This window comes from Paenibacillus sp. strain BS8-2 (assembly GCF_054483835.1).
Window position 1 is genome coordinate 1,957,748 of record NZ_CM137010.1, and the last position, 23,444, is coordinate 1,981,191.

Genomic DNA, 23,444 nt, shown 5'->3' on the forward strand with positions numbered 1-23,444 from the left:
TGGGGATTTTCCTTTATAAAAGGAGTATATTACACGCCAGAATTTATAAGTTTTTGCATCTTATCTGAGCTTAGAATTCTCGGAATGAAACGCGCTGCGCCGCCAAAGACGGCGATAGCCGTTTCACCTTGAATTCTAAGAATTTATAAGTTTTTGCATCTTATCTGAGCTTAGAATTCTCGGAATGAAACGCGCTGCGCCGCCAAAGACGGCGATAGCCGTTTCACCTTGCTACACAGGTGGTTCCATGCTACTTTAGATCGTTCTGCTCGCGATAGTCCTCAACGATGACTTCGAGCTCGCCTGTTTCGGGATGGATCACGAAGCCATGAACAGGAATCGCCGGTGGGAAGAGCGGATGGTTGCGAATCATGCGAACGCTATGCATCACGCCTTCTTCTGAGCTCGCGAATCCACGAAGAAAACGTTCCATACGAATGCCGGCGTTCTCCAGCGTTTGCACAGCGAGCGGGTCGATGCCGTGATCGCTGAATTTGCTGATCATGCCCTTGGCATCCAGGTTGGTCATGCCGCAGCCATGGTGACCGATGACCAGCACCTCGCGCGCGCCAAGCTCGTAGACAGCTACGAGAATGCTGCGCATTGCGCTTCCGAACGGCTGTGTCAGGATCGCGCCGGCGTTCTTGATGAACTTGGCGTCTCCATTCCGCAGGTTGAGCGCTTTAGGCAGCAACTCGACAAGACGCGTATCCATACACGTGAGGATTGCTATTTTTTTCTCTGGAAACTTGTCAGTCAAATAAGCTTCGTACTGCTTTTCTTCGACAAATTGCTTATTAAATTCCATAAGCTGTGAAACGATAGACATGGTGTATCCTCCTCGATCTAATGATGTATCGTCAAAAATAGATTTTATTATATTATTCATATCGTAAGCGCATACGTCAAATCCGATTGTTGACATGAAACCTATGGGTGTCATATAATTCAAAACATGAAACCTTTAGGTTTCCTATTTGGTGAAGAAGAACACGCTTTGTCAAAAAGCCAATTCGATACACAAACGAAAGGATGGCATACACATATGGAACAAAAACAACAAGCGGAATCGAAACTGGAGGATGTTGTACAACGCGTATTTATACAAGCTCCAGTAGCTAAGGTGTGGGAGGCAGTGGCGACGGCAGAAGGGATTGCCGCATGGTTCATGCCGAACGACTTCCAGCCGGAGCTCGGACATGTATTTCATCTGGAGGCTCCGCAGTGGGGGAAATCCCGTTGTGAGGTTGTGGAGCTGGATCCACCGCATAAGCTTGCTTTCAAGTGGGACAAGGATTGGACGGTTACGTTCGAGCTGGAGGCAGCAGAAGGCGGCACCAACTTTACGCTGACACATGGCGGCTGGAACGCAGATACGGCAACAGCTTTTGGCGAAAAACATGCTGTCGTGCGCGAACGTATGGCTGGCGGATGGGTTGGCATCGTCAAGAAGCTTGCTGCATACGCAGGGCAATAAGCCGATGGGGATCCCGCAGCAGAAATTCGATATATTCCAGGCAATCGCCGACCCGACAAGACGTGAGCTATTACAAATGTTAGGCGGGCAAGAGATGCCGGTCGGCGCCATCAGCAGCCACTTCCCCATTAGCCGCACGGCGGTGTCCAAGCATCTGCGCGTATTGTCCGATGCGGGGTTGGTGCAGGATCGAAAGGTGGGACGGGAGACTCGCTACCGACTCAATCCAGAGCCGCTTTCGGAGCTGAAACGTTGGTTGTCGTATTTCGACCGCTATTGGGAGAACAAGCTGTCGATGCTGAAGCATTACGTAGAATCCGGCGAAGAAGGAAATCAAGTTCCCTAAACCCTCGATCATTGAATCACAAACGGCGGACGTCCAAGACTGATAAAGTCTTATGGACGCCCGCCGTTGTTTGTAACATCTGTGAATCAAGGGTTCAATCGCAGTTTCCATCCCGCAACAAACCTAAGTCGAACTCCGGCACGAGTCCTTGCTTCGCGGCGCGTCCGAGCAGCGATTCGATTGCTGCATAGCCGGCTTCGCCCAGATCGCGGCTAAAGTCGTTAACGTACAAATCGATATGCGACTTGGCTACCTGAGGCGAGAGCTCTTGCGCATGCGACATAACGTAGTCGCGAGAAGCTTCGGGATGGCTCCAGGCGTAGTCGAGAGAGCTGCGGATCCAGCCGGCGATCTCCTCTACATTAAGCCCCTTACGTGCGATAATCGCACCAAGCGGGATGGGAAGACCTGTGTCGAACTCCCACCAGCTCCCGAGATCGACAAGCATGCGTAGTCCGTAGTCGCCATAAGTAAATCGAGCTTCGTGGATGACAAGCCCAGCATCAACGCGGCCGTCGCGTACTGCGGGCATGATTTCATGGAACGGCATGACAACAATCTCGCCGATCCCGCCATTCACTTGCTGCTCAGCCCACAGGCGGAACAGCATATAAGCCGTTGAACGGTCGCTCGGCACAGCGACAACTTTGCCTGCAAGCTCGTCGCCGCGGAATGAGCCGCTCGCGAGGTCGGCATTGTCCGAGCTATGCTCAGCCGGCCTTGTCAGCACAAGCGGACCGCAGCCGCGTCCTAACGCGCCGCCGCAAGGGATCAATTGATAATGCTCAAGCACGTATGGCAAGGCGGCAAAAGAGATTTTCATCACCTCCGGACCTTCCTGACGCGCAGCAAGGTGGTTGGTAATATCGATATCGGCATAGGTGACATTCAGCGCTGGAGCTCCCGGCACGAGACCGTGCGCCCAGGCATGGAAGATAAACGTGTCATTGGGACATGGTGAGTAAGCGATATTCATAGCGTATACGCTCCTTTCGAGCTAGAAGTAAGGCCCCTGCGCGGTTAGCGACAGGGGCTTATAACGTGCCATGCTACCTAAGGATAGCCGGCAATTCATTTGGGCATTAGGATTGAATCCCTTCACGGGTTTCACAGGTGAAGTCTGCATCGTTGCACTTGACGGCAATCGCGTGAAAGGCGCTCTCAAGCGCTCGCAAAGCGTCGCCGATTCGCCAAGACGCACGGTCGCGTGGACCAACGGCGTTGGAGATCGCGCGCAGCTCCGTGCAGGCGACGCCTAACTGGGCTGCGGCGATAGCAACGCCGTAGCCTTCCATACCTTCGGCGGCAGCGCCTGGCACATGTCGCTGCCTCAGCTCCGCCGTCTCAGCTCGTCCTGTAGCTAGAGAAACCGTAAGGATCGATCCAAGTTTCGTATCGAGCCCGGCAGACGATAACAAGTCAACTATCTCGTGGCTCCACGAGGAGTCGACAGGCGCTCTGGAGGTGCCGAAGCCTAGTTCGTCTAGGGAAAGCTGCCCATCCTGCGTCTCCGCTCCGAGATCGGCGGCGACAATAGCATCGGCAACGACGAGCGAGCCAATGTCGGCGACACCCAGGAAGCCGCCGCCGATCCCCGCGCTGATGACAAGGTCGTAATCGCCGCGAGAGAGCGCTGCGGCGGTGCTAGCTGCTGCATACGCAGGCCCTACGCCTGCGGCGATGACTTCGAAGCGAGTATTACATCTGCCGACAACTGCGGCTCCATCCCCAGCGAATGACTCCTCTTGGATGGACATGCCGCTATCAGCTTTCAGGATCTCGCCACTTTGGATGCCGCGCAGCACAGCATCGCGCTCGGCATCGACGGCGGTTACAACTAATATTCTCATTTCAGTTAAGCTCCTTCGCCGCTTGCAAGGAATCCGCTGACCATGGGACCGCTGCCTGCGGCAGGAAGCCGGACTTCGACACAGGTGCCTTGTCCCAGCGTACTACGGAAGGTAATGCGGCCTTTATGATTGTCGATGATTTGTTGGCAGACCATCAGACCAAGGCCATTGCCCTGATTCTTATTCGTGAAGAAGGGCTCGCCCAGTCGGATCATGTCCGCTTCGGAAATGCCAGTCCCGTGGTCAATCACTTGAATGACGATTTCCTCGGTCTCCGACTTTGTGACACGGATGTCAAGATCGCCGCCGGTTGGCATTGCTTCGATGCCATTCTTGATTAAATTAATCAACACTTGCTTAATTTGACTGCCGATACCTATGATATCTGGCAAATTCTCGGTTGCAGCATAGGATAAGTTCACCTGATGCAATCTTGCTTCCGAATCCATAATCATGACGATATCGCTGATAATCGGCATAATCTCGACACGAGCGTAACGATTGGCTTGAGGTTTGGCGAGAACAAGGAACTCGCTGACAATCATGTTGATATGGTCGAGCTCGGATAACATAAGATCGAGATGAGATGCCGATAAGGAGCCTGTCTGCTTATGCAGCTGCACGAAACCGCGCAGCGTGGTTAACGGATTACGTACTTCGTGAGCGACGCCAGCGGCCAGCTGACCGATGACGGATAGCTTCTCGGATCGCCGCAGGATCTCTTCGGCTTGTTTCCGTGACGTAATGTTACGCGTTATAGAGGCGATGGCGACGATTTGATCCGACTCATCGCGAATGGCAGATATCGTTCGGCTTACATCAATCCGTTCCCCGCGTTTCGTAAGGTTCAAGGTTTCGTAGTCCGAGACGGAGCCGCCCTTTAACACTTTATCTATCATCAGATGTTGTTCTTCCAAGTATTCCTCGGGAATGCTTGGGGACGGCTTGCCTAATACTTCTTCGCTCTTCCAGCCATACATCTTCTCGAAGGCATTATTCACTTGCATGATTCGATATTCTAAGTCGACTACGTGTATGGCGTCGGATGTATTGTTAACAAACGACTCTAGGTACTGCTTGGTGCTCTGCAGCTCTGTCGCTGCATCACGCAACTGATTCGTATATTTGAGCATATTGGCGCCCATGGTGTTCACTCTGGCTGCAAGCAATCCGATCTCATCCTTCTTGCGGATCGTAATGCTATCGTTAAAATTGCCTGATGCGATGGCGTTAACCTTACGCATGATTGCATGCAGCGAACGCAGCATGTAACCGGAGATAAAGTAGCTTGCGACCGTGGCCAATAAGACAAGTCCAATCGAAATGATCGAATGAACGATCAATTGCTGCCTGATGGGCTGCATGAGCTGATGTTCATCGAACGCTACGCCGATAACGTAGGGCGATCCATTCGTTGTGATCGGGAAAAAGCTGCGAACGACCTTCTTGCCGTTTGCCTCAAATTTGTCGGTAATAACCTTGTTCTGCTTAATCGCATTCTGAATGTGGACGGCATCCTCGCCTGACATGTTGCTGTAATTGTAATTGCCGAACTTAATATCCCGGACGTCCAGATTATAGACGGGTATACCATCTTTCATCTTGATGATTTTTTTCTGACCAAAAAATTCGGGATCAAATCCGGTAATCTCAAGCAAGCTGCTGTCATATGCCATGAGCTGGTCGACAAGCTTAGTGGTGCTGTCGAGCATATCAAAAATACCATCTTTCTGAACGTTAATAATCGTATTAATCATATAATTGGTGGAACCATCGTAATAATATCCCCACTTATTGATTTCATTCGGATTAGAAACGGCGAAATTAATGGGTCCGGAGTAAAAGTTTGTGGACGCGAAGCCCTTCTTGACCGTTACCGGCTCCCGATCGAGCAGTTGGCCGAAGGCCGTATTCCAATAATCCCATGATGTCGAGTTAAGGTTTCGTTCTTTGGGGTTCGAAGAACGAACGGATACGATCTCTCCGTCAATGCGCTGCCATAACGTAATGTCGTGCAGCTCCAGCTCCTTGCTGAGGTTGATCAAGTCCAAATTTGAAACGTTTGCAATATCGGGGTCGAGCTTCATCTGTACGGCGATGGCTGCATAACGGAGTTTATGTGCAAGCTCCACTTCGAATTGGGCTTTCACTTTCTCCTGATTGTCGGCCGATACGACGAGCTGCTCCGCAATGCTGCGCATCTGATTCTCCAGCGCGGTTGTCTGCAGCAGCCTGGACGTATAATAAGAAAAACCGATATTCAAGATGAGGATAATGGTTACAATTCCGGATATAGAGAGCGATAACTTGGATTTAATGGACACGGATGTCCCTCCCGCATTCTAAGTTGTACTAAGTACAATTAGACGCGGAGGGACCAAATTCCTTTAGTTGCGACGAAACTCCTCATCTGCCAAATATTCCAATGCTTCTTTGTACGATTCGAAAGCCATATCAATATGCTCTCCGGCATACAAATACCACATTTCCTCGTCGAAGAGCAAGGTGTAGGCTTCTCCGCCGGGGCTAAGCCAGATTTCCGTAATCGGCAGAGGCTTGCGGCTAGGGCGATCAGACTCCGCCGCTTCCTCGTCTTCACCGGAGAGAGAGGCAATGGCACGAGCTACAAGCGAACGGAGCTCCTCCTCGGAGCAATCGCGAATATTGGCGAGTCCTTTGGGATCTACGGGCACATCTCCAAGCAGGGCGGCATAGACATAGCCGTTGCCATTCGGATGCAAGTGGTACACGACCGTCTTCTTGTCGTGGACGCTGTCCTCGTAATGGAAGTTGACGCGCCCAAGCGAAACGTCCTTTCGCTGAAGTTCAGGAAAGGACGTTATGATATCGATTTTTTGCTGAAAGGTTAACATGTTGCCTCCTTGGATGTGAGCGCTTAGTCGGCTTTCTTGCGCAGCGTCAGCAGAGCGGCGCCGCCCAGGATGAGCAGGATCGCGAAATAGGGTTGGCCCTTGAGTAATTCGTTGAAGAGGGCGCCGAACGAAAATACTGCGAAGAACAGCACCGACAGCACGGTTAGTATGTTGATGGGAATGAGCAGCCATTTGTTGCGGTTGCCGAACCAATAGAACTCCAGCAAACCAACGGCAGGCGCTAGGATAAAGCCGGGCCACATATACGCCCAATTGCCGAACAACATGGCGATCTGACATACGATGCCTGCCGTGATCAGCACACCGCCGGGAATTAACAATCCGATTCCTTTACGGCCGGTAACGCCGAAGTACAGCCAGTGGAAGAACAAGCCGAGCGGCATGACGAACAGGGACGGCCAGAAGTAAGCGAAGATGGTGCCGGGTCCGAATGTTTCTCCTTGATTCATGAGCAGCAGGACACCTAGCAGCAGGATGACGGTGCCTCCGATTGTTTTGACGCTTTTCATATTCATGGTTTATACACTCCGTTCTATTAGTATATACAACTGATTATAGGAATCCAATGATTCAAGATGAAAGCCGCTTATTCGGGATGATTATCCGCTTCCTCGCCGATTTCGAAAGGCGATGTGAAGCCGTCGTACATCAGATGCATCGTCATGCCAGCCGCCGCATGCTGGAGATTGTGGCAATGGTCCATCCAGAGGCCAGGATTGTCGGCCAAGAAAGCCACCTCATATACCTCGCCGGGGAGGACGTCGAGCGTATCTGACCACCAAGGGCTGCCGCTGACCCGTTCGCCGTTCCGGCTTAGGACAAGCATATGATGCCCATGCAGATGCATGGGATGATCCACGGCGCCGCGGTTTATGATCGTTGTTTTCACAAGCTCCCCTTCCTTGACGACAAACATCGGGGTATCAGGGAATACATTCCCATTAATTGTATCATACAAACCTGGCAAGCCGTTATAGAAGGCAAGGCCGTTATCGAGCAGCATCGTGAACTCGCGATCGAACTTGCTGTCCGGTCCGAAGGGCGTCTCGGCAGGCTTGCCGTAATGCGTCGGGTCAAATGTGCCGCCAGATTCGTCGATCGCGGGCACGCTATAGTCGGCTTGATCATCTGGCGTCAAGAGGATGCCAAGCTTCTTGCTCTGGTTGACGCTGATATAAACGGGCGTATCCGGCATAATAAATTCGACATCGTACCGCGCACCAGTTGTCAGATATAAGGCAGTACCGTTTAACTGGTCCGGCTCGTTCAGATCAATGCCGTCGATGGCCGTCACTTTGAAAGGAGTCCCGGTTATATGATGGACCTTGCGTGTCCAGTTGTCCGTATTCAGCAGTCGCAGCTTGACTGGTGTGCCTGGCTGAATAGTTTTGCGCTGAAGCGACGTATTTGTCCCGATGGCGAAACCAACGCCGTCCCATACATGCGTTGCAACGGTGATGTCCTCCATGAGCTCGCTGGCTGACGACGGAGCATCCACGATCAGCATGCCGAACAATCCCTTTTCGACTGCTTCCTTGGAATGCTGGTGCGAGTGGTACCAGTACGTGCCGGTCTGATCCGCAATGAAGCGGTAGATATGCGACTCACCGGGCATCACGGCGTCTTGTGTGGCGCCGGCGACGCCGTCCTCTGCGTTCGGAACATCGAGTCCGTGCCAATGGATGGTTACCCCGTCCTCGATATCCAAATTGGTTAGCCGAACTTCGATGAGCTCGCCCAGCTTCATCCGAAGCTCGGGTCCCGGGATTTGGCCGTTATAGGTCCAAGCTTTGATGACCTTGCCGGATTCCAGTTTTATTTCGGCTTGCTTGGCGGTAAGCTCGAAGACGCGGTCTGCTTTACCCTCCGTAGGACCGGAGAGGGTGGTGATGGAGGTATGCGGTCTGCTTAAGGTTTCGTTACTGTGTGACTCGTGATCGGCGTGGAACAATTGGTTCATGAATGACGCGGATTGGAGTCCAGTAGTCGTATGGTAGCCGAAATCAGCCGTCCCCGTCATCATCGACATACGATCTGGCAAGCGGCTGGCGTCAGCCGCGATTAGCAGTGGCAGGCTCATCACCGCTACTGCGACTAGCGTGGAGACGCTGATGCGTAGTCTGCGTTTCCATGGGCGGTAAATCGTAGATTCCACCGAGGCCGCCGCGATCTGGTTACGGCTTGTTTGATGCATCCAGAGCAAACCGCCGACGAAGACAAGGATCGTGATCGGAACCAATACCTCGAACCAAAGGAACGGAAGTGGCGGGTTAAGCAAGAAGTAGAGAGCGCCGGCAGTGCTGAGCGCGGTCAGCTTAAACGGCATGATAAGTCCGGTCTCCGTAGCTTGACGTCTTCGCGCAACGTCTAGCTCTTGTTCAGACTTCGCCCGCGTCCGTTGCAACAGTCTATAGATGCGCGGCAATGCAACGAGCGGTATCGACAGTGTCGTCAACAGGAGTAATGGAGTTCTGAGCAGCAATCGATCCATCCAGAATATCGGCTGGAACGTAGCGGCCAGCATGGCATCCGCTGTGATCGATAGCAGGGCTAGAGCAATGATAATCCAGCTCCATTTGATCAGCTTGCGCGTCTTTTGATACAAGATGGCTTCATTATGACTGAAGATCAGCTTTGAGGATTGGTTCGCGGTAATCAAACTCGCGATAAGAAGCAGCACGACTGCTGCTTGCCCTGTGTTAACTAACAAACTAAACATGGCGATAAGCCCCCCGTTTTTTCACACACTTTCACTATAACCATCCTAACTGCGTAAGCGTGTGGTTTGAACGGGCGGTAGTCTTAATCTATACCTAGACCCAGGTCGGGGGGGAGGCGGAACGTCGAAAGAAGGCGAAAACTTCTTATTATCCGACATTTTACACCCCTTGTCTCATTCTATGAAAGCGCTACAATTAAGATACTAACAAGTGGGAGGTGATATACATGAGCCAAGATCAAGACGTGGTTCAAGGAAATGAAGAAATCGTGGAACTTATCGAGGAAGAAGCAGCAGCTGAGGAGTCCGCAGTTGAAGCTGAAGCGGTAGAAGCAGAGGAAGCTGCAGCTGAAGAAGCTGTAGAGGAGGATGCTGCCGCTGAGGAAGCTGCGGAGGACGAAGCCGAAGCCGAAGAGGCTGAAGCGGCAGAAGCCGAGCTGGAAGAGGAAGCTGAAGAAGCGGCTGCATCTTCGGATGAAGAGGCTGAAGAGGCTTCCGAGTCAGAAGAGTAGTACCGCCGCAATACGACAGACTGCTCGAATCTGGTCGAATGCCAGATGGCAGTCCTTGAAGATGTACAAGTACTTCGTTTCAGAAGTTTATAACTATAAATAAGTGCCGCCTCGGCGCCGGTATGAAACGGCTGCAGAGGCGGTTTTTGGTTTGGGAGTCAGCCGGACAATCGAATTGTATAGTGGGAGTCTCTATTGCTGGACAATGAGGCAAAAAAAAGCGGCTCAAAACCGAAATCAGTGCTTGACTATTAACCCGACATCCGATGTCGGTTACATTTAATGAGAATACCTGCTTCATAGCGACTACGATTCCTCGTGAAATAGTGGCGGCGTTGGAAGGCTTTAATACGATTATGGCGGCCTTCAACGGTCGCATTCGTCCAACGGCATTTATGGTAGTTCACAATTTCCTCTTTCCAATTGCGCATCGTTTTGAGAGTGCTTCGCACGGCGTCATGATCGATTCGATCGCCTTGCTCACACCAACGCTCAAATCCCAGTTCAGCAACGGAAAAGCTAGAGGAGCAGTCATACCAGATCGTGAACGTCTCTTTCCATTCCCACACGCTGCGAAGAATCGAAGAGTAGTTCAGCAGCGTCTCCAATCGTTTTCTGCTTTCTTCACCAAGTGATTCCGCTGGCGGATTCAGCAACCGATGGTTAGCTTTAAGATACGCTTTAGCCCGTGACGACAGCGCGTGCTGAACGGATTTCCGAACTTCTTGCACGCTTTCGATCACATAGCCATGAACATGAAAACGATCCGCTATCCGGATCGCATTCGGAAAGCACTCGTTGATCCAGGTGTGATAAGCCTTTGCCAAATCCATAACCACCGCTTTGGGGTTTAGTAGCAGGAATCCCGGGTGCTCCCGAGAATATGTTCGCAATTCCTCTAGCTTTCGACCCGGCAGCAAAATCCAGTATCGACTCGCCTTTGAGGTTGTGAATACCGGTGTTATACGTATGACCTTTCTTGATGGCAAAGTCATCGACACCCAAAACCAGATCTGTCGTTCCCTGCGCTTCTTCCCACACGCGCTCATAGATCTGCTCGCATTCCACTGGAACCGCCTCGTTATGCATGCGTTGTACGGTACTGGCCTGCGCTTGTTGCATTCGGGCGCTATGCGCAGCCGTGGAACCAAGAGCCTGTTCAACGGTATGGGAGAGAAAGAGCCTGCTGAAACGCTGCTTGGATCCAACGAATTCATAGGCCCAAACAAACCCGACTCGGCAGTGTGTACAATACATCCGAATAGACGGTACGTGCAGATAGGTTTTCTTCTCAAATACGCTAAGATGACGGACGGTCCGCATGTCATTGCTTCCTTTACGGATGACATTGTGATCGGATCTACAGCATGGGCAGTATTGCTTGTCGTCTAGTGGCTGAGCTTCTATATGAAGTTCATCGGCATCGATGGAAAGAATTTGGTGAATCTTTAGCTCTGGCAAGTTGAGCATTTCATTGATATACTGAGTCTGCATCTGTCTATTCCTTTTTGTTGTTGGGTAGGACTTACAACAATACAGGATTAGCAGATGTTTTTCCATTTTCAGCCTTGGATTATTTCGTCAAGCACTGATTTTGAGGTTGAGTCTTTATTTATAAATGCTATATCTTATAGGATCAAACTGAAAATTTGTGACAGAAGTGAGTTAGAGTAATTTATCGCTTGTAATCGCCATGATAGCTGCTGAAATACATCATAACGTTAAAGTCAGCAATACGCAGTTATTTAAGTCTGCACCTTGTCTAAGAATTTGGGGCATAATCGATTTGGTGGACTTGCTTGTAAGGGTTAAACGTCTTTATCGTCACTCGTTTTAAATTGACAACAAGTAACCTCCGCCTCTTTTGGTTGTTATAAAACTTGGTTTCTTGGGATTATCTTCAATCTTGTCTCGTAATTTCTGAATCGTGATATATACGTTGGCATCAGAGCACATCCCGCCCCATATCGAATTAATCAAATCTACACGTTCAACGATTTCACCTTTATAGGTGTATAAAAACTGTAAGACTTCAAATTCCCTGTGACTTAAATCGATTTCTCGATTATTAATAATGACAATTCGCCTGGGAGCATCTAATTTAAAATGAATGAGTGCTTCTTCCGACTTGGGTTTATGTAAAGGAATCAATTGCATTAGGTACGAGATAGGATCGGAATTTATGGTAATATTTTTTTGAGTTAAAAACGATACATTTACGATATCGCAATATTTATTGATAATATGGATAGGTGCTTGGCACTTTTCGCGAATAAATAAGCTAATTCCTAACTCCTTTTCTCCAAACTTGGGATAATACAATAACACGAGATCGATAAATTTTGTAGAGATATGTTGTAAACAACTTTCATCGGTAATTGTGATAATATGATTTTTCCTTTGCAATAATTCTGACAATATATTAAATGATGAGCCCATACAATGTGAGAGTAATAATATATTCATTTTTACCTCCATGTCTTATATTTCACTGGAATCAATTCATTTTGACCTCATGATCAGTATTTACACGAGATTCACTAATTTCCACATACTCGGTAGTACGAAAAGCTGTTTGTAATTTTTCGAGTGCTTCGTCAGGGATGATGACATCTCCATCTGGAGAATAAAACTCCGGAAACGAAATCGATTTCAAGGAATCCCCATTAAATTTGTCATAATATTTCGTAATCAACTCATAAAGATCCGTGTAAGTAATATCTGTCTTCACGTTGTCCGATACAATGTCTAGTAGGTTATGAGCTTTTGTCATATTTCCCCAAGATCGAATCTTTTCGACTAACGCTTTCACAACTTCCTGTTGGTGTAGACCTCGCTCGAAATCACTAGCGTAATATCGATGTCCGCGATCATCCTCTCGGAAACGAGCGTAACCTAAGGCATCCTCTCCGTTTAATACTTGCAACCCTGGCTCTAAATAGAGACTTGTTGGTCTGTACTTCATAGATCTTTTAACATCTATTTCTATTCCACCGACTTCATCTACCAAAGATGTTAGAGTACTAAAATTGACTAGTACCGTTTGATCGATATCAATCTTTAATAAACTTTGAATTTTATCACGGGTGTTGGCCATCGATCCGCTTAGTATGGCTTTATCTAATTTTATTGTCCCCAATTGAACTGTATCTCCAGTTAATATGGATGGATCGTCTTCTGCTTTATCACGATAGAGTGAATACCCTTCTCCAAACAAGGTGTTAATTTTGACCGTATTCCCCCTAGAATTTTCGACTAGCAGATCTCTAGGTATCGAAAGCATTTTAACCATTGATTCTTTAGGGATAATATGCAGTACCATCATTGAATCGGTAAGAAAAGCATTATGATTTCCGCGATAATCCAAACCAATCACCAAAGCATAGAAATCTTCATTTGCTTCTGGTTGTTCTTGTTCAATTTCGCTACCATCTCCTGATGGAAGATCTATGGCGCTGTCTGTTCTAGGTAAAATCATGTCATCAAGGTTCGATTTCAGCTGATAAATAATAAAGGTTGTCGAGAGTACAATAACACTCAACAAGATTATAAATGTTCTTACAATCATCTTTTTCTTGGTTCTCGTCGTTTTCCGTCTCTTTTTTTGTTGTTCCATAATTTCTATCTCTCCAATCTTATGAATTCATACATTATCCTATCACATAATATGAGGGATTTGTAACAAAAATCTACAAATTTATTATATAGATAGAAATTCAACATTTCTGGTTCGTTTTATCCAAACCTTCGAATTTGGATTTCGATAAATTCCTAAATTGGGAAAAAATTAAACCAGTTAGTAAGTATGTTTCACTTGTCGATCAAGCAATTTATGATCAATTCGACACTCCAATCAGGTATATTCAACGGAAATTAAACAATTGATAACTGCGTTCTGTAGATTGCTATCAGAGAGTTAAAAGGTGAATCATAGTACCTAAACATTCTTAAACATCAAATACTTCCGGACAATAAATTTAACAAAACATTTATGGGAAGTTTATGGTTTGTTTATTTCAAAAAAAGATATTTTTGTATATAGTTGGAAGTGAGTTTAGGGGGATTTTTAAAGAGGTGGTGAAATGTTAAGGGTTATTTTCTTAAACTCACATTACATTATTCGAGGAGTGGTTTTGTGAAAATGAAATTTGGTAAAAAACTCATCAGTTCTTTGGCAGTTGCTGCAATTTCTGTTTCGATGGTAGCTACAGGTGCATTTGCAGCTTACTCTAGCACACCTGCTACTGGATACGGAACACTGTCTGGCGCAATTTCGATGAACTATAGTCTTGGTGACTTTTATCTTACTACCAACGTAACACAGAATAATGATAATGCTTACTTGACAGGAAATGTCGAATGGCAAAGCCAAACCGGAGCTACAGAAGGTACGGGTACTGCTGTACCTTCATCACGAGGAGCGACATCGCTGTTTGATTTTTGGACGTTGTTCGGCGCACAGTCTTACCAAGCATTTGGAACACATGGTGTACAAGGTGGCAGTACATATAGCGCAAAAGCTGTCTACACCTACACGCTTCTTTAAGCCGGAACAACCGTTCAACAACAAAAAGAATTAAGAAAATTTATATACCCAACAGACAGAGTTTGAAATAGCTCTTTCTGTTTGGGTATAAATTGTTTTGATTATCTTTAAAAGAGGGGATAGTAGAGTGAGAAAATTAGGGATATATCAAATACTTGTGATTATAGTCTTATTTGCGTTGGCAACAGGTTGCTCACTTACGAATCAATCTATGAAAGCAGAAAACTCTTCTGAAATTGCGACAGATACAGATCATAATCCATTTGAAACAGATGAAAAGAATACGGTAGTAATGGGTAGCATGAACCATAGTTTTATAAATCTCCAATTTGATGATAAAGGTCAGGTTAAACCATTAGAGTACAACGGTGGTGAATTAAGCATTGATTATTCCGTCACTGCTTCCGGGAAGGCAAAGAATGTTGGTTTCTTTCTTTTTGTTGATGGAATCCCTCAGCCTTACAAAATCGATACAACTGACGCTCCATATGAATATATGCATATCTTTGATCTAATAGAGGATGATAAAGAAACGACATTTAAATTTTTATTTACACCTGTAACAGGTAAAAAGGGAGAGATATTACACGTAAGTGTATCGAGTATATACAATCCAAGCTTTAGACCAGATATGAAAGAATCAAGCTCGTATGGCGGATACCATAGGTCCTTAGAATCCGGAATATCTCTGAGCTTTAATCAAGATACAGAGTATAGTGATTACACTCCGATTATTGATCAAGAAGTTTTGAGTAAGGTAGAAGTATCTACAGAGCCGATCACGAAAGAATTATTGGAGAGGCATAGTTCCTCTAAGGGGTTGGATGCAGTTGCATTAAGTAGAAGTGTGTTTACTGAGTTGTTTGTTAATGATGAAGTAGGCAATCAGAATTTCCGGGTGGATAAAAGCGGTGTTCTTCATGTGACTTTTAATATGTTCGGCCATCCAGGTGTCAGGTACAAAAATACGTTCTATATGAACCACAGTGCAGTTACCAATAATAATAGCTCTTCCTTCGAAACGGTTATTACAGAAGGGAATGTGTCAGCTGTTAAAGCGGAAATTAACTTAGATAAATTGGAAGAGTTCAGTACCTTTTATATTGTTTCTGTACCATTGAATGCGGACGATTACCCTAATGATGCAATCCTTATGAACAAAACGCCATCTCTCTTGCTTTATAAGTAGGAGCATTTCATAAATCCTATTAAGAGAGAGGAAATTATTTATGGAAGTGATGTTTAACAATCTTTCCAAGAGATATAAAGGAAAGTATGCTTTAAAAGATTTTTCTGCAAAACTAGAGAACGGTGTATGTGGACTATTGGGAGCAAATGGTGCGGGGAAAACTACGCTGATTAATATCTTTGTGGGGATTTTGAAAAGCGATAATGGTCAAGTCTATATAAATGATATGGATACCAAGAGAATGGGGAATCACTTTCTATCCCATATTGGGTACTTGCCCCAATATCCGCAATTCTATAAAAATTTTGAAGTGATAGATTTTCTAAGATATATGTGCATTCTTAAGGATATTCCAAAAAATCAAGGAGAGAAAAGAGCAAAAGAATTATTGGAAATCGTGAATCTGAGTGATGCTTACAACAAAAAGATTGGTGCTCTATCTGGAGGGATGCGTCAGCGCGTCGGTATTGTACAAGCAATGCTCAATGATCCAAATATCCTAATTTTAGACGAACCGACCGCTGGGCTTGATCCGCAAGAAAGGATCAGGTTTCGTAATTTAATAGCCCAATTTTCTGAAAATCGCATCGTATTATTAGCTACACATATCGTTTCTGATGTTGAATACATCGCGAACCAGGTCCTTTTGTTAAAAGAAGGGAGACTCATGAAACAGGGTTCGCCCCAATCCCTCATTGACGGTTTGAAAGAAAAGGTGTGGATGGTTACTGCAACCAACGAAAAAACGATTAAATCGTTACAGCAGTTTAAAATAAGTAATATGATGCGGGATCAAGAAAAGATTCACATAAGAGTCATTCATGAAGAAAAACCTGATGTGAACGCTGTAAATGTTCAAGCGAACCTAGAAGATGTATTTTTGCATTATTTTTAAGGAGGAGAACAGTGATTAAGTTGATTGTTTTTGAATTTCGAAAACACTTTCTTAAACCTTCGATTCTTGTGGCTGTACTGTTATTCTCCTTATTGAGTGTCGTTAAAATACACAGCATTCAGAATACGAATTCGTTACTTTCGGATAGTGTCACTAGTCCGACTTGGAAGGGACTCTACTGGAACCAATATGAAGAATTCGGAGGAACTATAACAAACGAAAAAATTGAGAAATTGATGGCGGTTTATCGACCCCTTGAAATTAAAACCGCCGATCTTACCGCAAGTTCAGAACGTAACCTGGATTCCTATACTGGGGGGAACGCATATACGGATCGCAACTTTTTCTTATGGAATTTTGTGAACCCTATAAAGTATGCTTATGAATATAAAATGTATGCTAAACGAGTTGCATCTGCTGCAGAGAGTAACATGGATTTTTTTCAAGAAATTGGAAATACTTATGAGTATAAGAAGAGTGCAGTCATGAAGGGTCTTTTCCAGGAGAGATCAATCGCTATATTCACTTATAAGGAAATGTACCATTACTATGTTCAGTACGATTTTTCTGCCGTTTTAGTGTTGTTGATTTGTCTATACAGCCTAATGCATGTATTTATATCTGATAAAGAAACGGATATGGAGTTATTGATACTAACTACAATCTTAGGGAACAACAAGATGGTTTTTGCTAAACTATTTGCCTCGGTTATATTTGTCTTCATACTCTGCTCATGGTTCTGGACAATTGATTATGCTGCATTCTCCTTGTTTTTCGGTTCAATTGAATCCTTTTTTGCTCCGTTGTACGCGCTTGAGGATTTCGTGAATTCCTCAATTACTGTGAATTTAGGTCAATATACACTTTTATCCGGCCTAGTTAAAACAATAGGGATTTTGGTAATTAGTCTGTTTTTCTTATTAGTTTCTTGCTTTTTCAGAAATGCTTTAATTCCTTTCATTATCAACCTTTCAATAATGGTTAGCTTCATTTTTATTCATGAAGTGAATATCGGTTCAGGACGCACATTACTAAAAATAGTCAATCCATTTTTACTCGTTGTAAATCGGGAATTGTTTCGTAAAACGGAATTCGTTCCATTATTCGGGTACCCAATAATTAACTACATGGCTGCATTATTATTAGCATCTGTTTGGGGATTTATATTCACTATCGGTATAAGTGTTTTCATAAAGAAGAATGGTTTACGTAAGGGGGCAAAAAAGTATGCCATTATGGATCTATGAAACGAAGAAAATGCTCTTATATCAAAAGGGCTTACTTTATATTGGTCTGTATTTTTTCTTCAGTGTTTCGTTAATGGTTATATTAGACAAGCCTGCAAACTCGGAAATCGAATTGAATGCATCACAATATTCACATTATCTCGATCAAGTAAACGGTGCATATACCGGGGAAACAGAAATTTTCTTCACAAATGAATCTGCAAAAATATCTAAAGCGGAAGTTAAGCTAAAAGAGTTGGGCGATGATTATTATGATGGAAATATTGATGAATACGAATATACTTTGAACTCAACTCCTCTCTTGGAAATTCTGAACTATGAGAAAGGCTATAGGATTATTTTTGATCAATATACATATATAAGAGAAAATCCGGAGAATAGATTTTTTTTGTATACCAATGGTTGGGATGGACTGTTATCAAATGACAGATTGGACTTCTTATATATACTTTTATTGTTGGTTCTTGTTACTCCTGTGTTTTGTTTCGAATTTGAAAGTAAGATGAATTTTATAATCCTAACACTGAAAAAGGGCAGTAGAAATCAAGCTGTTTGTAAAGTTGGATTGGTTTTAATAATAGTTGTTATGCTTTGTTTACTCAATGCTGCTTTTAAATACGGATTTTATTTCGTGAAGTATGGATTGGAAAACGGAGACTATCCTTTGCAAAGTCTATCTTATTTTGCAACATCAAATAAGAGTGGCACTTTGTTTGAAACATTTTTGTGGTTAACAGCCTCTAAGCTTTTCGGTAGCGTAAGTTTTGTGATTTTAATCATGTTTGTATCCGTTCTAATTAAAAAATACGCATTAACTCTATTTACCTGTTTTTCGCTCGTTTTTATTCCTAATTTCGCATTCCATTTAGAGTCAACGAAATATTTTATGCCAGGCCCGCTCGGTTTCCTTGTATCAGCGGGGTTATTTAGAGGAAATGAGTATGTTCATAACATGGCAAATGATCAAAAAATATTCGTGTTTAAGGAAGTCTCAACCATGTTATTGCTCGTTCTGTTTGTTATCACACTCAGCCTAAGTGCCGGTATGTTCCTGTTTATTTTAATTAGGAATACAAATAAATGGTGTATAGTAAAACCTAGATTCAAACTGCGTTCATTTCATTTAATGCTAATTGTTTCTATATTTTTTCTATCTGCTTGCACGATAAATACAAGACCCACTGAAAATAATATCTATAACTATTCCTTAAGACACTCATTTGAAAATGAGAAGTATCTTTTTTACCTGAATGAAACAAGTGAAAGTGATAATATGATCGAGATTAAGGATAAACTAACAGAAGAAAAACAAAACTTTGTCCGAAACCCTATGACAGCTTTAACGAAAGTGGAGAAGATGATTTTCGGAAATGGAATATATGTCTACTATATGAAATATGATTCAGATAAGTCTAAAACACGTGAGCAAAAAATCCGCCTCTCGGTTATTGAAGTAAATACAGAAACTTTTGATGAAAAAATCGTCTTTGAAAAGAATCTAAACACGATTAAGACTTTCATAAACGCAAACAAAAGGAATGACAAAGATTTGGCTTTCTATTATAGTATTAACGGTTTTTTTCTAGATGAGAAAAATATTTATTTTGTAGGACATGACGAGATCCGCCAAATTCATAAAACGACAGGTATGGAGCGTGTTATTATTCGTTTCTCTGTACTAAAGCATCTTGCATTTGATGGACAAATGATCTACTACATCAATGAGAAATCACAAGTGGTCAAGTATGATACAACGACGGATATAGAGGTAGTCATTCCTGATGTGGTTACACAATACTTTATATTGACTAATAATCAATTATTTTTTCAAAACCGAAAGGATCAGCAAAAATTATATGCTATGAATTTAAGTTCATTGACCCTTCAAAGGATCACGGATGTGTCGGTAGTAGAATTTTATTACGATGAGCAATCAATCAACTACGTGGGTAAAGGCGATCCTGAACGACATCGGATAAATTTGGATAAGGAGCTCGATTCGTAATTGAAGCGATCTTAAATCCATTCCTAATAAAAGATGGCTGCTCAAAAGAAGGTGTTATACGAAATGTTCTATAAAATGGCCAACAAGTTGAACTTGTACCTAATCGACATCTCTACATTAACAGAGGTCGTTAAGATGACGACGACTAAAATACTTCATGGATAACAACCTGAGAATAATCACACAAACCCGATGATTGGCTGAAACCAGCTGAGAGCGGGCTTTTTTATATCTACAATTCAAAGTGCAGGAGTTAGAAGTATATATCCGGGAATTTACGCCTGAAATTAAGTGATTTCCTGTGGACAGACAGCGCCAAATCACCTTGGAACCAGAGCAAACGATCTAAATTACGGCAGGTATAATACAAGAAGAATAGATCCGCTCTCAAATGGGGTGGATCTATTTCTATATGTATATACAGATACGTCCATAAGACCGTCAAGATCATCGCGAGGGCAAATACTCATTAGAAAGGTTATAAGAGGTTAGAGAGGCAGGGAGTGGGTTGTAATAAGGTCTGATGGCATGTGCGAATATCATTGAAATTAATACAGGAACAATTTTGAAGAACAGGAGCGGGCAAAATTTGACCTTTTGAAATTTCGATTTATCAATATCATTTTGGCTCAAAACCGAAATCAGTGCTTGACTATTAACCCGACATCCGATGTCGGTTACATTTAATGAGAATACCTGCTTCATAGCGACTACGATTCCTCGTGAAATAGTGGCGGCGTTGGAAGGCTTTAATACGATTATGGCGGCCTTCAACGGTCGCATTCGTCCAACGGCATTTATGGTAGTTCACAATTTCCTCTTTCCAATTGCGCATCGTTTTGAGGGTGCTTCGCACGGCGTCATGATCGATTCGATCGCCTTGCTCACACCAACGCTCAAATCCCAGTTCAGCAACGGAAAAGCTAGAGGAGCAGTCATACCAGATCGTGAACGTCTCTTTCCATTCCCACACGCTGCGAAGAATCGAAGAGTAGTTCAGCAGCGTCTCCAATCGTTTTCTGCTTTCTTCACCAAGTGATTCCGCTGGCGGATTCAGCAACCGATGGTTAGCTTTAAGATACGCTTTAGCCCGTGACGACAGCGCGTGCTGAACGGATTTCCGAACTTCTTGCACGCTTTCGATCACATAGCCATGAACATGAAAACGATCCGCTATCCGGATCGCATTCGGAAAGCACTCGTTGATCCAGGTGTGATAAGCCTTTGCCAAATCCATAACCACCGCTTTGGGGTTTAGTAGCAGGAATCCCGGGTGCTCCCGAGAATATGTTCGCAATTCCTCTAGCTTTCGACCCGGCAGCAAAATCCAGTATCGACTCGCCTTTGAGGTTGTGAATACCGGTGTTATACGTATGACCTTTCTTGATGGCAAAGTCATCGACACCCAAAACCAGATCTGTCGTTCCCTGCGCTTCTTCCCACACGCGCTCATAGATCTGCTCGCATTCCACTGGAACCGCCTCGTTATGCATGCGTTGTACGGTACTGGCCTGCGCTTGTTGCATTCGGGCGCTATGCGCAGCCGTGGAACCAAGAGCCTGTTCAACGGTATGGGAGAGAAAGAGCCTGCTGAAACGCTGTTTGGATCCAACGAATTCATAGGCCCAAACAAACCCGACTCGGCAGTGTGTACAATACATCCGAATAGACGGTACGTGCAGATAGGTTTTCTTCTCAAATACGCTAAGATGACGGACGGTCCGCATGTCATTGCTTCCTTTACGGATGACATTGTGATCGGATCTACAGCATGGGCAGTATTGCTTGTCGTCTAGTGGCTGAGCTTCTATATGAAGTTCATCGGCATCGATGGAAAGAATATGGTGAATCTTTAGCTTTGGCAAGTTGAGCATTTCATTGATATACTGAGTCTGCATCTGTCTATTCCTTTTTGTTGTTGGGTAGGACTTACAACAATACAGGATTAGCAGATGTTTTTCCATTTTCAGCCTTGGATTATTTCGTCAAGCACTGATTTTGAGGTTGAGCCAAAAAAGCTGTTGACAATTAATTATCTTTGTTTTAAGATAAATCCATCAGCAAAACATAAGTAAGTTAATTATTAAAGGTTAGTAAATGGCGACAACGAGAATCACTTGCCTGCAGCAGCAGGACAATAAACCATATGGAGGTTTTTAACATGACAAAAGCAACATGGGCAGTAGACGCATCTCACAGCGCGGTGGACTTCTCCGTTCGTCACATGATGATCGCCAAGGTAAAAGGTTCGTTCCACGCATTCGAAGCAAGCATCGAAGCGGACGTGAACGATCTGACGACGGCTGACATTTCGTTCAAAATCGACTTAAGCAGCGTTGACACTCGCAACGGCGACCGCGACGCGCATCTGAAATCCGGCGACTTCTTCGACGTTGAGAAATTCCCAACGCTTGAATTCAAAGCAACATCCATCGCGAAGTCCAGCGAAGGCGAATACGAAGTGACTGGCGATGTATCGCTGCACGGCGTAACACGCTCCGAAACGTTCGAAGTGAGCTTCGAAGGTTCTGGCAAAGATCCATGGGGCAACACCAAAGCAGGCTTCAGCGCAAAAGGTGCTCTTAACCGCAGCGACTACGGCCTCACGTACAACGCAGCACTGGAAACAGGCGGCGTACTGATCGGCGACGAAGTGAAAATTTCGATCGAGATCGAAGCATTGCAACAGGCGTAATAACAGCCTGCTCATGAGAAGAAACGGTTTGTCGGAGAATGCTCCGGCAGACCGTTTTTACTTGAATTCTAAGAATTTATAAGTTTCGCACCTTATCTGGACTTAGAATTCTCGGAATGAAACGCGCCCCGCCGCCAAAGGACGGCGTAGCCGTTTCACCTTGATGGATCATAAGGGCATATTTGATGCAAAATGAAAATGAATGTATCATTTGCTTCGTGAGCAATCCAGACGATTAACCGGGGAGGCGATAGACCGTGACGATGATGAAACTGCCAAGAGAAACGAAGCAGCAGCTGGTATCCAGTATTCAAAATTATATGGAGACCGAGCTTGATAAGGAAATAGGGGAGCTCGCCGGTGAGCAATTGCTTGATTTCTTGCTAAGCGAGCTGACGCCTCATCTCTACAACGCTGCCATCGACGATGCGCGCAAGCTGCTAGAGGAACGGATGGCATCGGTGGATGATGATATGTACGCCCTGAAAAAATCGTTGCCGAGCGGCAGACGTTAGTTACACAAACAAAAGCACTTGCTGGATTGTCGAGATCCGGCTAGTGCTTAGGATGAAGGTACGTATGCAGATAAGGTATAGAAGATCGTTTTATTTGCCTCGCAAGCGCGTAGCCAGCTCCAAGAACGATAAGGTGACACGTTTGACTCGGTCGAGAATGTCGCCGCCAGAGCCCTCATTGTCGGTATGCGACTCCATGAACCAATTACGCTGCGCGCCGCCGATGGAAATCCACTCCGGCAGATTGATACCGTGGAGGTTGCGGACGTTTGCTTGCAGCTGCTGCAGTGAGCTAGTTCCTACGGCGCCTCCTGCTGAGCTCATGGACATGACCACCTTCCCGCGAAAATGATCCTGGCCCAAGTGGTCCAGCGCATTCTTAAGCACGCCGGAAATACCGCTGTGGTATTCTGGCGTGGCCAGCACGATCGCGTCCGCAGCCCGCATCGTCTGCTGCACTCCGAGATCGCTTCGGTGCTGTCATACTCGCTATCCGGCGAATAGAAAGGCAGCGGCTTCGCGTACAATTCTATAACCTCCGCTTGATGGCCATT

The 23,444-nt window shown here is 45.1% G+C and carries 20 protein-coding genes and 2 pseudogenes; 10 read left to right on the top strand and 12 right to left on the bottom strand.

What is annotated here, in order from left to right; genetic code table 11:
- Positions 1 to 250: 250 nt before the first annotated feature.
- Entirely contained in the window at positions 251 to 829 is a 579-nt protein-coding gene (locus ACX1C1_RS08585; RefSeq protein WP_458956682.1) for a beta-class carbonic anhydrase, read from the bottom strand.
- A gap of 216 nt (positions 830 to 1,045) precedes the next feature.
- Here ACX1C1_RS08585 and ACX1C1_RS08590 point away from each other — a divergent pair, with 216 nt between their 5' ends.
- Together ACX1C1_RS08590 and ACX1C1_RS08595 are read left to right on the top strand one after the other, a co-directional pair.
- Entirely contained in the window at positions 1,046 to 1,477 is a 432-nt protein-coding gene (locus tag ACX1C1_RS08590; protein ID WP_458956683.1) for an SRPBCC family protein, read from the top strand.
- Positions 1,478 to 1,481: 4 nt separating this feature from the next.
- Entirely contained in the window at positions 1,482 to 1,823 is a 342-nt protein-coding gene (locus ACX1C1_RS08595; protein WP_458957636.1) for an ArsR/SmtB family transcription factor, read from the top strand.
- A gap of 94 nt (positions 1,824 to 1,917) precedes the next feature.
- Here the strand turns inward: ACX1C1_RS08595 and ACX1C1_RS08600 are convergent, their stop codons facing one another.
- The 6 genes from ACX1C1_RS08600 to ACX1C1_RS08625 form a co-directional block, all read right to left on the bottom strand.
- On the bottom strand, positions 1,918 to 2,799 hold the full coding sequence (locus ACX1C1_RS08600) for a 1,4-dihydroxy-6-naphthoate synthase (RefSeq protein ID WP_458956684.1): 882 nt from the start codon (positions 2,797 to 2,799) through the stop codon (positions 1,918 to 1,920).
- Positions 2,800 to 2,905: 106 nt separating this feature from the next.
- A complete protein-coding gene (locus tag ACX1C1_RS08605) occupies positions 2,906 to 3,673 on the bottom strand; it encodes a futalosine hydrolase (RefSeq protein ID WP_458956685.1) in 768 nt (255 codons plus the stop codon).
- 5 nt (positions 3,674 to 3,678) lie between these two features.
- Positions 3,679 to 5,997 carry an ATP-binding protein gene (locus ACX1C1_RS08610; RefSeq protein WP_458956686.1) on the bottom strand — a complete coding sequence of 773 codons (2,319 nt, stop codon included), beginning with the start codon at positions 5,995 to 5,997 and terminating at the stop codon, positions 3,679 to 3,681.
- 63 nt (positions 5,998 to 6,060) lie between these two features.
- Positions 6,061 to 6,546 (bottom strand): hypothetical protein, encoded by a 486-nt coding sequence (locus ACX1C1_RS08615; protein ID WP_458956687.1) that lies wholly within the window; start codon positions 6,544 to 6,546, stop codon positions 6,061 to 6,063.
- Between the two features lie 23 nt (positions 6,547 to 6,569).
- Positions 6,570 to 7,082, bottom strand: a complete 513-nt coding sequence (locus ACX1C1_RS08620; RefSeq protein WP_458956688.1) for a hypothetical protein — start codon at positions 7,080 to 7,082, stop codon at positions 6,570 to 6,572.
- A gap of 71 nt (positions 7,083 to 7,153) precedes the next feature.
- A complete protein-coding gene (locus tag ACX1C1_RS08625; protein WP_458956689.1) occupies positions 7,154 to 9,286 on the bottom strand; it encodes a multicopper oxidase family protein in 2,133 nt (710 codons plus the stop codon).
- A 227-nt stretch (positions 9,287 to 9,513) separates the two neighbouring features.
- Between ACX1C1_RS08625 and ACX1C1_RS08630 the strand changes: the two genes are divergently transcribed.
- Entirely contained in the window at positions 9,514 to 9,798 is a 285-nt protein-coding gene (locus ACX1C1_RS08630; protein WP_458956690.1) for a hypothetical protein, read from the top strand.
- A gap of 251 nt (positions 9,799 to 10,049) precedes the next feature.
- Here ACX1C1_RS08630 and ACX1C1_RS08635 read toward each other — a convergent pair.
- The 3 genes and pseudogenes from ACX1C1_RS08635 to ACX1C1_RS08645 all read right to left on the bottom strand — a co-directional run bounded on the left by ACX1C1_RS08635 (position 10,050) and on the right by ACX1C1_RS08645 (position 13,414).
- Positions 10,050 to 11,292, bottom strand: a pseudogene (locus ACX1C1_RS08635) (ISL3 family transposase).
- Between the two features lie 339 nt (positions 11,293 to 11,631).
- The gene (locus tag ACX1C1_RS08640) at positions 11,632 to 12,264 is read right to left on the bottom strand and encodes a winged helix-turn-helix domain-containing protein (protein ID WP_458956691.1); all 633 of its coding nucleotides are present in this window, start codon (positions 12,262 to 12,264) and stop codon (positions 11,632 to 11,634) included.
- 31 nt (positions 12,265 to 12,295) lie between these two features.
- Positions 12,296 to 13,414, bottom strand: a complete 1,119-nt coding sequence (locus ACX1C1_RS08645) for an LCP family protein (protein ID WP_458956692.1) — start codon at positions 13,412 to 13,414, stop codon at positions 12,296 to 12,298.
- A gap of 525 nt (positions 13,415 to 13,939) precedes the next feature.
- On the opposite strand from ACX1C1_RS08645, the gene ACX1C1_RS08650 reads away from it, so the two are divergent.
- The 5 genes from ACX1C1_RS08650 to ACX1C1_RS08670 all read left to right on the top strand — a co-directional run bounded on the left by ACX1C1_RS08650 (position 13,940) and on the right by ACX1C1_RS08670 (position 19,680).
- Positions 13,940 to 14,344: a hypothetical protein gene (locus ACX1C1_RS08650; RefSeq protein WP_458957637.1), complete on the top strand. Its 405-nt coding sequence runs from the start codon at positions 13,940 to 13,942 to the stop codon at positions 14,342 to 14,344.
- Between the two features lie 127 nt (positions 14,345 to 14,471).
- A complete protein-coding gene (locus ACX1C1_RS08655) occupies positions 14,472 to 15,533 on the top strand; it encodes a beta-glucanase/beta-glucan synthetase (RefSeq protein ID WP_458956693.1) in 1,062 nt (353 codons plus the stop codon).
- 40 nt (positions 15,534 to 15,573) lie between these two features.
- Positions 15,574 to 16,428 (top strand): ABC transporter ATP-binding protein, encoded by an 855-nt coding sequence (locus ACX1C1_RS08660; protein WP_458956694.1) that lies wholly within the window; start codon positions 15,574 to 15,576, stop codon positions 16,426 to 16,428.
- A gap of 11 nt (positions 16,429 to 16,439) precedes the next feature.
- Entirely contained in the window at positions 16,440 to 17,675 is a 1,236-nt protein-coding gene (locus ACX1C1_RS08665; protein ID WP_458956695.1) for an ABC transporter permease, read from the top strand.
- Positions 17,656 to 19,680, top strand: a complete 2,025-nt coding sequence (locus tag ACX1C1_RS08670; RefSeq protein WP_458956696.1) for a DUF5050 domain-containing protein — start codon at positions 17,656 to 17,658, stop codon at positions 19,678 to 19,680. The genes ACX1C1_RS08665 and ACX1C1_RS08670 overlap by 20 nt, the downstream gene beginning before the upstream one ends.
- A gap of 655 nt (positions 19,681 to 20,335) precedes the next feature.
- Here ACX1C1_RS08670 and ACX1C1_RS08675 read toward each other — a convergent pair.
- A pseudogene (locus tag ACX1C1_RS08675) lies at positions 20,336 to 21,578 on the bottom strand (ISL3 family transposase).
- Between the two features lie 263 nt (positions 21,579 to 21,841).
- On the opposite strand from ACX1C1_RS08675, the gene ACX1C1_RS08680 reads away from it, so the two are divergent.
- The gene (locus ACX1C1_RS08680; RefSeq protein WP_458956697.1) at positions 21,842 to 22,375 is read left to right on the top strand and encodes a YceI family protein; all 534 of its coding nucleotides are present in this window, start codon (positions 21,842 to 21,844) and stop codon (positions 22,373 to 22,375) included.
- A 263-nt stretch (positions 22,376 to 22,638) separates the two neighbouring features.
- Entirely contained in the window at positions 22,639 to 22,890 is a 252-nt protein-coding gene (locus ACX1C1_RS08685; protein ID WP_458957638.1) for a DUF2164 domain-containing protein, read from the top strand.
- Positions 22,891 to 22,980: 90 nt separating this feature from the next.
- On the opposite strand, the gene ACX1C1_RS08690 is transcribed toward ACX1C1_RS08685, so the two are convergent.
- Complete coding sequence (locus ACX1C1_RS08690; RefSeq protein ID WP_458956698.1) at positions 22,981 to 23,337, bottom strand: NADPH-dependent FMN reductase; 357 nt, start codon at positions 23,335 to 23,337, stop codon at positions 22,981 to 22,983.
- Positions 23,338 to 23,444 lie beyond the last annotated feature (107 nt).